8 protein-coding genes are annotated in these 9,844 nt (G+C 37.6%); 4 read left to right on the forward strand and 4 right to left on the reverse strand.

The genetic code is table 11. The features are described from left to right. Nucleotides 1-141: 141 nt before the first annotated feature. Nucleotides 142-1,737: a phosphoenolpyruvate carboxykinase (ATP) gene (gene pckA / locus NZ519_08630; protein ID MCS7028817.1), complete on the reverse strand. Its 1,596-nt coding sequence runs from the start codon at nt 1,735-1,737 to the stop codon at nt 142-144. Between the two features lie 129 nt (nt 1,738-1,866). Next, entirely contained in the window at nt 1,867-2,184 is a 318-nt protein-coding gene (locus tag NZ519_08635; protein MCS7028818.1) for a hypothetical protein, read from the reverse strand. A gap of 53 nt (nt 2,185-2,237) precedes the next feature. Here NZ519_08635 and NZ519_08640 point away from each other — a divergent pair, with 53 nt between their 5' ends. From NZ519_08640 to NZ519_08655, 4 genes are all read left to right on the forward strand, one after another. Then, nucleotides 2,238-2,786: an HAD family hydrolase gene (locus NZ519_08640; protein ID MCS7028819.1), complete on the forward strand. Its 549-nt coding sequence runs from the start codon at nt 2,238-2,240 to the stop codon at nt 2,784-2,786. Between the two features lie 134 nt (nt 2,787-2,920). Further along, on the forward strand, nt 2,921-3,325 hold the full coding sequence (locus NZ519_08645; GenBank protein ID MCS7028820.1) for an integration host factor subunit beta: 405 nt from the start codon (nt 2,921-2,923) through the stop codon (nt 3,323-3,325). Nucleotides 3,326-3,477: 152 nt separating this feature from the next. Then, nucleotides 3,478-4,287: a tetratricopeptide repeat protein gene (locus NZ519_08650; protein ID MCS7028821.1), complete on the forward strand. Its 810-nt coding sequence runs from the start codon at nt 3,478-3,480 to the stop codon at nt 4,285-4,287. 239 nt (nt 4,288-4,526) lie between these two features. Further along, complete coding sequence (locus NZ519_08655) at nt 4,527-6,065, forward strand: Rne/Rng family ribonuclease (protein ID MCS7028822.1); 1,539 nt, start codon at nt 4,527-4,529, stop codon at nt 6,063-6,065. A gap of 6 nt (nt 6,066-6,071) precedes the next feature. Here the strand turns inward: NZ519_08655 and NZ519_08660 are convergent, their stop codons facing one another. Further along, complete coding sequence (locus NZ519_08660; GenBank protein ID MCS7028823.1) at nt 6,072-6,812, reverse strand: gliding motility lipoprotein GldD; 741 nt, start codon at nt 6,810-6,812, stop codon at nt 6,072-6,074. A gap of 44 nt (nt 6,813-6,856) precedes the next feature. Continuing rightward, a complete protein-coding gene (gene leuS / locus NZ519_08665; GenBank protein MCS7028824.1) occupies nt 6,857-9,688 on the reverse strand; it encodes a leucine--tRNA ligase in 2,832 nt (943 codons plus the stop codon). Between the last annotated feature and the right edge of the window lie 156 nt (nt 9,689-9,844).

Below are 9,844 nucleotides of genomic sequence, written 5' to 3' on the forward strand. Positions count from 1 at the left end.
AAGCACCGAAGCGAAGCGCAGTGCGGAATGCCCCGACCCTTGCGCAGCAAGGGGCACGCCCAAAAAAATCAAATTATTTCTTACTACTAATTATCAGGGCAATGGAAAATTTGACCCCTCTTGACAACATACAGAAGCCTATTACACTTTAATAGCTACTTTCGGCGCAGCAGAAAGCATTTCAGGAGTAGCAAAGTCTGCAAAGCGCTCAAAGTTTTTGATAAATCCTTGGGCTAATTCATTAGCTTTTTGGTCATAAGCCTCTTTGTCTGCCCATGTGTTGCGAGGGTTGAGCAATTCTGTGGGAACGCCAGGTACACTATCTGGTATCAGAAGCCCAAAAATTGGATCACGCGTGTATGTTACATTGTCTAACTTACCCTCTAAGGCTGCTGTAATCATGGCACGTGTATAAGAGAGCTTCATACGAGAACCTACACCATAGCTGCCCCCTGACCAACCTGTGTTAACTAGCCACACTTTGGTTTGGTACTTTTCCATTTTTTCTTTGAGCATAGCAGCATACTTTGTAGGGTGTAAAGGCAAAAAGGGCTGCCCAAAGCAAGCACTGAAAGTAGTTGTAGGTTCGGTTACTCCTGTTTCGGTTCCTGCTACTTTTGCAGTATATCCTGATATGTAATGATACATTGCTTGTGCACTTTCTAATTTAGATATAGGGGGAAGCACACCAAAAGCATCACAGGTTAGAAAGAATATGTTTTTTGGAATACCTCCTACACTGGGAATAACTGCATTTCTGATATACTCTAGCGGATAAGCTGTCCGAGTATTTTCTGTAATAGAATTGTTGCTGTAGTCAGGAGTATGACTATTGGGAAAATAAACAATATTTTCTAACACACTTCCAAACTTAATAGCATGCCAAATATCAGGTTCTTTCTCTTTGCTTAGGTTGATACACTTAGCATAGCATCCTCCTTCAAAATTAAATATACCTTCATCTGTCCATCCGTGTTCATCATCTCCGATTAAACTGCGATTAGGGTCCGCAGATAAAGTGGTTTTTCCTGTACCTGACAGTCCGAAGAAAATAGCCACATCCCCTTCTTTACCTACATTAGCGGAACAGTGCATGGGGAATACTCCTTGCTGGGGCAAAAGATAATTAAGTATGCTAAAGATGGATTTTTTCATTTCCCCTGCGTATTCTGTTCCTCCTATGAGTACGATTCTTTTCTTAAAGTTGACGATAATAAAAGCTTCTGACCGTGTGCCATCTACCTCTGGATTAGCTAAGAACCGAGGCGCGGAAATAATAGTAAAGTCTGCTTTGAAGTTTTCTAATTCCTTTTGAGTAGGGCGAATGAACATGTTGTTGATAAATAAATTGTGCCAAGCAAGTTCATTGATAGCCCTGATGTTTATTCTGTAGTTTTTGTCTGCGCCTGCAAAAACTTCACGTACGTAGAGTTTTTTAGAGCTTAGGTAATCTATAACTTTTTTGTACAATGATTCAAAGATTTTTTCCTCTATGGGTATGTTTACTTCGCCCCACCATATATGATGTGCTGTGCTATCTTCTTTCACAATATACCTGTCTTTGGGAGAGCGCCCTGTTCTTTTTCCTGTCATAGCGTTGAGTGCGCCGTTATCCGCTAGTGTAGCTTCTCTATTGAGAATAGCGTGCTCCACTAATTCAGGTACTGAAAGATTGTAGTATACTGGTTCTTTCGCTTGTATGCCATACTGCTGAAATAACAACTGCTGAATAGACATAACTTCTTGTACTTGAATATGCTTGTAGTTGAAAAATAGACTGCAAAGTTACAAAAAATATAAAGAATTACTAACACATTTGTAATATATGTAACATAACAACTCTATTTTGAAAACTTTTTTTAGTATTTAATTACATCCTTCACCTGATTTGACTTCTCTGATAGTAAAATCCTCCCCGCTTTCTACTATTTTTACTTTATACTGCGCACCTGATACTACTAATTCCCATTGTCCAGGTGCAGTAGCGTTTTCAGTAACATATTTTACTCTTAGCTTTTCTCCTGAACTTACAATTCTTACTTTGACATCTTCACCATTTTCAACTAACTTTATTTTTCCGTACACTTTGCAAGGGTCTATAATAGTAGGCTGACTTTTCTTAAAACCAGCACTAATCAAAGTAAAGTTTGTAAGAGTCAAAATAAGAATGAGAATTTTTTTCATAATTTTTGTTTTGAGCAATATTAAATTAAACTCTTTTTACTGCAAAATCAAGTGTGAATTCACAAAAGTTATACCAATTTATGAATCGTTTTCTTATTCTTGACCGAGATGGTATTCTGAACAAGGATATAGGTTTTATTCACGAACCTGACAAGATTCTTATACCCGAAGGTATTGTAGAGTGCCTTCTATATTTTAGTAAAATCAGCTATAGGTTCGTAGTAGTTACTAACCAAAGTGGTGTAGCTAGGGGATTATTCAACTTAGCACAATTGCAAAATTTTCATCACCATTTGCAAAAAATGTATTTTGGGAAAGGTATTTGGATTGAGGACTTTTTTTATTGCCCGCACTTACCCCAAATTACAGGTGAATGTTTGTGCCGAAAACCGAAATCTTTGTTAGTAGAAAAAGCTATAGCCAAGTACAAAATAGACACTTCAAAAAGCTACATGATAGGAGATAATCCAAGAGATGTAACTGCTGGTAAGAAAGCAGGGCTTGCTACTATCCTTATACACCAAGAGCCACATTCTGATGCTGACTATCATTTTCAAACTATATTGGAATGGTATGAGGCTATAAAAAGTTGGAATTTCTGACATAAAAAAGTAGCAAGAAAAAATTATCTTATTGATATTCAAATAAAAATCAGGACGAACGTACATAAAAATTTGACTTTGAATTTTTTATACTAACTTTGCAATCTCAAAAACACTTCATATTTCGCAAGAGTATGACAAAAGCAGAAGTAATTCAGCAGATTCTTGAACAGTTGGCTAAAAAAGAAATTAACAAAGATCAAACAAAAGAGCGAGAGTATTGTCAAGAGGTAATAGAACAATTTTTGAAAATTGTCAAACAAAGTCTTAGTGAGGGAAACAATATATACATACGTGGTTTTGGTAGCTTCATTGTAAAAAAACGCGCTAAGAAAGTAGCCCGTAATATCGCTAAAAATCAACCTATGCTAATTGATGAACATTACATTCCTGCCTTTAAGCCTTCTAAACTCTTTGCTGAAAGAGTAAAAAAGAATACGCAGGAAATCGAAAAGAAATTAGCTTCAAAAGATAAAAAACACGCACAAGACATTACAAGCGACAAAAAAGATAAAAAAACTAAAAAAGCCAATAAATAGAGGTTTTATGAGCTTGAGCCTTTGTCATAGATGTAATATGAAATGGGTAAAAGACTCTATCTCCTATTCAGTTTGTGGCTACTCATACAGTCCTAGTCAATCCATTTCTACAGAGAATTCTCAAAATGAAACCCAACTCAAATAAACCTAGTATGAATTTACATCAAAAAATTATTATTGGCATTTTGGGTGTGGTAGCCTTTTTACTTTTATTTGTTTTTACTCAAAAAACAATCGTTAAAAAAGAAGACCAGCAAATACAAAACAAAACCGAAAAATTAGATGAATTAGCGCAACAATTTGAACCTATTACTCTTAAAGATAGATCTCTATTACTCAATGCTAAAAATTGGGAAGACTCATTACAAGCACTTCAAGCTATGATACAAGACGCAGAAAAACAAAATAGACTAGATTGGGCAGGATATTATAGGGAACTCATAGCACACAAAGAAAAAACTGAAATAAAATATTTAGATGCGGCTAGCCGCTACTTTGAAGCAACTAAAAGTCTTTCAGATACCACTATGAGAAGAAAAGTAGCCCTAAGAGCTATTTCTCTGTATCAAAAAGCACTTAACATTAACCCTAACAATATAAATGCATCTGTGGACATGGCTGTATGCTACACCTTGACAGGTAACCCCATGCAAGGAATATTCATGCTCAAAGACATTGCGGATAAAAATCCTACGCACGTACTTGCGCAGCATAATTTGGGCATCTTATCCATGCAAACAGGGCAATTTGACAAAGCAGTAAAAAGATTTGAAAAGGTTGTTTCTTTAAACCCCGAGAATCAGATGATTAAGGAACAGGCACTGTTGTATTCAGGGATTGCTTATATGCAGATGAAAAGAAATAATGAAGCTAAGCAAAAGTTTAATGAGTTGCTTAAAATAACTCAAAATCCATCTTATCAGGTGGAAGCCAAAGAATACTTATCTCAATTAGAAAAGTAAAAAGTTTAACTTTAATCTATATTAACTATGCCATGCGGAAGAAAAAGAAAGAGACACAAAATCGCAACGCATAAGCGTAAAAAAAGGTTGAGAAAAAATCGCCATAAGAAAAAACGCTAAGCGTGCGCACACACCTTCTCCTCAAAAGAGTGAGAAAGGTGTGTGATTTTACAATTTTGTATTCTGATAGTCTTTGTTTATATGTAATAAGAACTGTCTTATTTTAAATCTATACAAACGTGAGCAACGAAATTTTTATCACTACAGCAGACAAAGTAGTACAAGTTGCTGTACTGGAAAATAAAAAATTAGTGGAGCTACACCAGGATCGCCCTGATGCACCTTTTAGTGTAGGCGACCTGTATTTAGCTAAAATTAAGCGTTTGAAAACAGACTTAAATGGCGCTTTTTTAGACGTAGGCTATGAAAGAGATGCTTTTTTACACTACACAGATTTAGGTCCAAATGCTAGGACGATTATTAAATTTTTTCAGACTTTACGGAATGAAAAACGTGTCCCCGATTTATCTACATTTGAATTTGAGCCTCAAATTGATGTCAAAGGGGGAATTAGTGAAGTACTTCATAAAGAAACTTTACTGCCCGTACAAATTGATAAAGAACCTATTGGAAACAAAGGTCCTCGATTAACTCTTAATTACTCCCTAGCAGGGCGGTTTTTGGTATTAGTACCTTTTAGCAATAGTATCTCCATCTCTAAAAAAATTAAAGACTTTTCTATCAGAAAAAAGATTAGGCAAAGTTTAGCGCCACTACGCCCGAATAACTTCGGCATCATTATACGTACTGCTGCAGCAGATGCGGATATCAATGACTTGCAGAGAGATCTCAAAGACTTACTCAAACGCTGGAATACTTTCTGCGAAAAATTGATAGAAGCGCCCCCTGTTTCTCGGGTTATGAATGAAATGAGCAGAACTTTAACCTTAATTAGAGATTTGCTTGACACTAATTACGATGCTATTGTGGTAGACAGCAAAGAATACTATGACGAAATCCGAGAATATATAAAGCGTATTTCTCCTGAACAAGAAGGAATTGTCAAGTATTATCGGGGAAAACAAAAATTATTTGAATATGCAGGTATTTACAAGCAGATTCAAGCTTCTTTTGGAAGACAGGTAGATTTAGCCAGCGGGGGCTATTTGATTATTGAGCACACAGAAGCTATGCACGTAATTGATGTCAATAGTGGAAAAACTCAACTAAAAGCTGATACTACCTTAGCTGAAAATGCCTTTGCTATGAACATGGAAGCCGCCGAAGAAATTGTACGTCAAATGCGCTTACGAGATTTAGGGGGCATCATTGTTATTGATTTTATTGATATGCAAAACCCTAAGCATCGCAATGAACTCTATGAATACATGACAAACGCACTTAAAAAATCTCGTGCTAAATGTAACGTTTTGCCGATTAGCAAATTTGGATTGATGCAAATTACTCGCCAACGCGTACGCCCTGAACTTCAAATAGAAACTGAAAATAACGCCAACAAAAGCATGCAGGCTAGCAACTTTGTTGCTGAAATTGAGGAAATGGTCAAATATCTACTTTCAAGCAAAATAGATAATAAAGTTACTTTGCACCTCAATCCTGTTACTGCGGCGTATTTTACCAAAGGCATTTTGTCTATTCAACGAAAATGGTTTTTTAAGTATAAAAAATGGCTTAAAATTGTCAAAGATGATACGCTTGCCCTGCATGAATATGCCTTCTACAACCAAAATGGGCAAAAAATATCATTTGAAAGCTAGCTTGTATTACCGCTTCCATTTCAAAGTTTGATAAATACGAGCTAAATCGTTTTTAACAAAAGTAATCACAGGGGCAAGAGAGTCATTTTTTAGGGCAGTTTTGAAGTACATGTTAGCTACTAATACGTGCTTCAAAGAATCCGAAGCAAAGAACTGCCCTTGCGTACCTACTTCGCCCTGTAAGTCAAACCAGATAATTTTATTCCCGTTGACTTTATATACTTTTTCTCGTATGCTCGTTACTTTGTCTGTATGGGCATAAATTAGCCTGCGGTGGTCTTCAAAAATGCTGTGCATGGTCGCTTTTTTACCTTTGTAAGGTTGGGTGAGGTCAAAATACGTGAGGTTAATGGTAGCATCAAATTTGGGGTAATAAATGGATAACCATAACCGTTCTTTATCATCAGGAACTAAACGCGCATGCTTGGAATACTCAAATGAATACGGATAAGCTACTGTATCCAACCTTTGGTAAGCAGGTTCAGGTAAATGAATGATATTGTAACACTTAGGTTTAGGTACATATTGCTTACGCCTGCCACAAGAGAAATAAAGCAGCGCAATCAAACAAACTAAAATGGCTACAAACCTACGGTTGAATAGAGAGAGAACAGGTGCTAAAAATTTATCTGCGTGAGGCATGCGGAGGGCGTGCGTCAGCACGGTGCGCAGCGCAGCGAAGCACCGAAGCGAAGCGAAGCCCGCAGCACGCCGACCTTGTGGGCATGAGCGCAGCGAAACGCCCACAAGGGCACGCCCAAAAAAATTATTCCGTAATAAAAAAAATACCTTCATACCACAATATTGACTATCTTATTCGGCACTACAATCACCTTCTTGGGCAATTTACCTTGTAAATATCGTTGTACATCAGTGCTTTGCAAAACTAATTCTTCTATTTGCTGCGCGGAAGCAGCTTTGGGTAAGTCCAAATTTACTTTTACCTTGCCATTTATCTGAATAGGATACCGAACCGTATCTTGCACTAAATAAGCCGAATTGTACTCGGGAAATTGAGCTTTCAATATGCCCCCTTTATGCCCTAACAAAAACCACAATTCTTCACAAATATGCGGCGCAAAAGGCGATAAAGCAATAATAAAAGGCTCTAAAATGGCTCTTTTACGGCAATTCAACCGCCCAAGCTCATTGACACATATCATTGCCGCAGAAACCACAGTATTGAAAGCGTATTGCTCAATATCCTCTTGACATTTTTTCAAAAAGCTATGCAAAACCTTCAACTCCTCCAAAGTAGGTTCACTTTCATCTAACTGCAAAGGTCTACGCGTGTAAGGCTTACCTTCATACAAATCTGCATCAGGATAAAATAAACGCCATAACTTTTTCAAAAACCGATATACGCCATCTATTCCATTAGTGTTCCAAGGTTTGCTATCCGTAAGCGGACCTAAAAACATTTCATATAAACGAAAAGCATCTGCACCATACTTATCACAAATTTCATCAGGATTGACTACGTTGTAGTATGTTTTAGACATTTTTTCAACTTCGGAACGTGTCTTAAACGTACCATCGTCATCACAAATAAAGTACGCATCTTTGTATTCAGGTCGCCATTGCTTGAACTTTTCAATATCTAACACATTATCTTTTACAAAATGAATATTCACTCGTATTGCCTGCGTATCATACCCCTTGTGCTTTCCATAACTCACAAACACATTTTGATTTTTTATCTTGTAAATATATTCTGATACGCCCAAAATCATTCCTTGATTAATGAGTTTTTGAAAAGGTTCTTTGTGGGATACATATCCTAAATCATACAGCACCTTGTGCCAAAAGCGAGCGTAAAGCAAGTGTAAAACCGCATGTTCAGCACCACCTACATACACATCTACGTTCATCCAATACTTTTCTTTTTCTTTATCTACAAATTCGTTTGGATTGTGAGGGTCAAGGTAACGTAGATAATACCAACACGAACCTGCCCAGTTTGGCATAGTGTTAGTTTCGCGCACGCTACCATCGGGTAGATGCATCCATTCCTTAGCTTTTGAAAGAGGAGGTTCAGGAGTACCTGTGGGCTTATAGTCTGAAAGGTCAGGCAGCAGTACAGGTAAGTCTTTTTCATCTAACGGGTAGGGTAGTCCATTTTTGTAGATTATAGGAAAAGGTTCGCCCCAATATCTTTGTCGGCTAAATAACCAATCTCTAAGTTTGTAATTGACTACACTTTTGCCTATGCCCAATTTTGTTACAATTTCAACTACTTTACTTTGAGCTTGAAACGCAGTTAATCCATTGAGCTCTGGAGTAGAGTTAATTACAGTCCCATCTAAACCTGAATAAGCATTTTTTTCTAACTCTTTGGCACTTTCTGTTTCGGAAAGATTACCTTGCGTTAGTACAGGAATAATAGGCAAATTGAACATTTTAGCAAATTCGTAGTCGCGTTCATCATGGGCAGGTACGCACATAATAGCCCCTGTGCCATAAGTAGCAATTACATAATCCGCAATATAAACAGGAATTTTAGCTTGATTGATGGGGTTAATCGCGTAAGCACCTGTAAAAACGCCTGTTTTAGTCTTATGTGCGATGCGTTCGCGTTCAGATTTATTTTTACAAGCTTGTATGTATTCTTCTACTATGCTTTTTTGTTCAGCGGTAGTAATTTTAGGTACGAGTTCATGTTCAGGGGCAAGAATCATAAAAGTAGCTCCGCAAATAGTATCTGGACGAGTAGTAAAAATTTTGATAGATAAATTAGGTTTATCTGCCACAGGAAAATCAATTTCTGCCCCTTGACTTTGTCCTATCCAATTTCTTTGCATTTCTTTGATAGATTCAGGCCAGTCTACCTCTTTTAGGTCTTCTAACAATCGCGGCGCGTAGGCAGTGATTCGCATGATCCATTGTTTCATAGGTATGCGTTCTACGGGATGTCCACCTCGTTCAGAAAGCCCATCTTTGACCTCTTCGTTAGCTAATACTGTTCCTAACGCAGGACACCAATTTACTTCTACGTCAGCTAAGTAAGCTAATCGCTGTGAGCTTAAAAAAGCATGTTTTTCAGTTTCGGAGAATTTGTTCCATGTGTGAGCGTCAAAAATACCGAAGGAGGGATGTGTTTGAGGGATATTTTGGTTACCAAATTGCTCTAATTCTTGTATCAAGGTTTCAATTGGGCGTGCTTTTTGAACGCGTTCATCAAACCAGCTATTGTAAATTTTGAGGAATATCCATTGTGTCCATTTGTAGTATTGAGGATCGGTAGTGTTGATTTCACGTTGCCAGTCGTAGCCTAGTCCAATTCGGTTGAGTTGGCGTTTATAGGTTTCTATGTTTTTTTGTGTGCTGATAGCGGGATGAATACCTGTTTCTATGGCGTATTGTTCGGCGGGCAAGCCGAAGGCGTCCCAGCCCATAGGATGCAGTACGTTATATCCTTTTAATCGTTTGTATCGGGCAATAATGTCTGTGGCAATGTAACCTAAGGGGTGTCCTACATGTAGTCCGCTTCCAGAGGGAAAGGGGAACATGTCTAAAATATAAAACTTTGGGCGTTCGGCATAGTCTTCTGCATGAAAGTACGCATAATTGTCTTTTGCCCACTCTTGTTGCCAATATGCATCTATTTGTTTAGGATCAAACATAAAGTAGTCGCAAATATAAAACTCAATTCTGTATACCCTTTTGATGCACAGCAAGCTAACTGAAAAAATTTTGTTTTTATTTATTTTTTTGGGCGTGCCCTTGTGGGCGTTTCGCTTGCGCTCATGCCCACAAGGTCGGCGTGCTACGGGCTACGC

The sequence above is a fragment of the Bacteroidia bacterium genome (genome assembly GCA_025056095.1).
Taxonomy (GTDB): domain Bacteria; phylum Bacteroidota; class Bacteroidia; order JANWVE01; family JANWVE01; genus JANWVE01.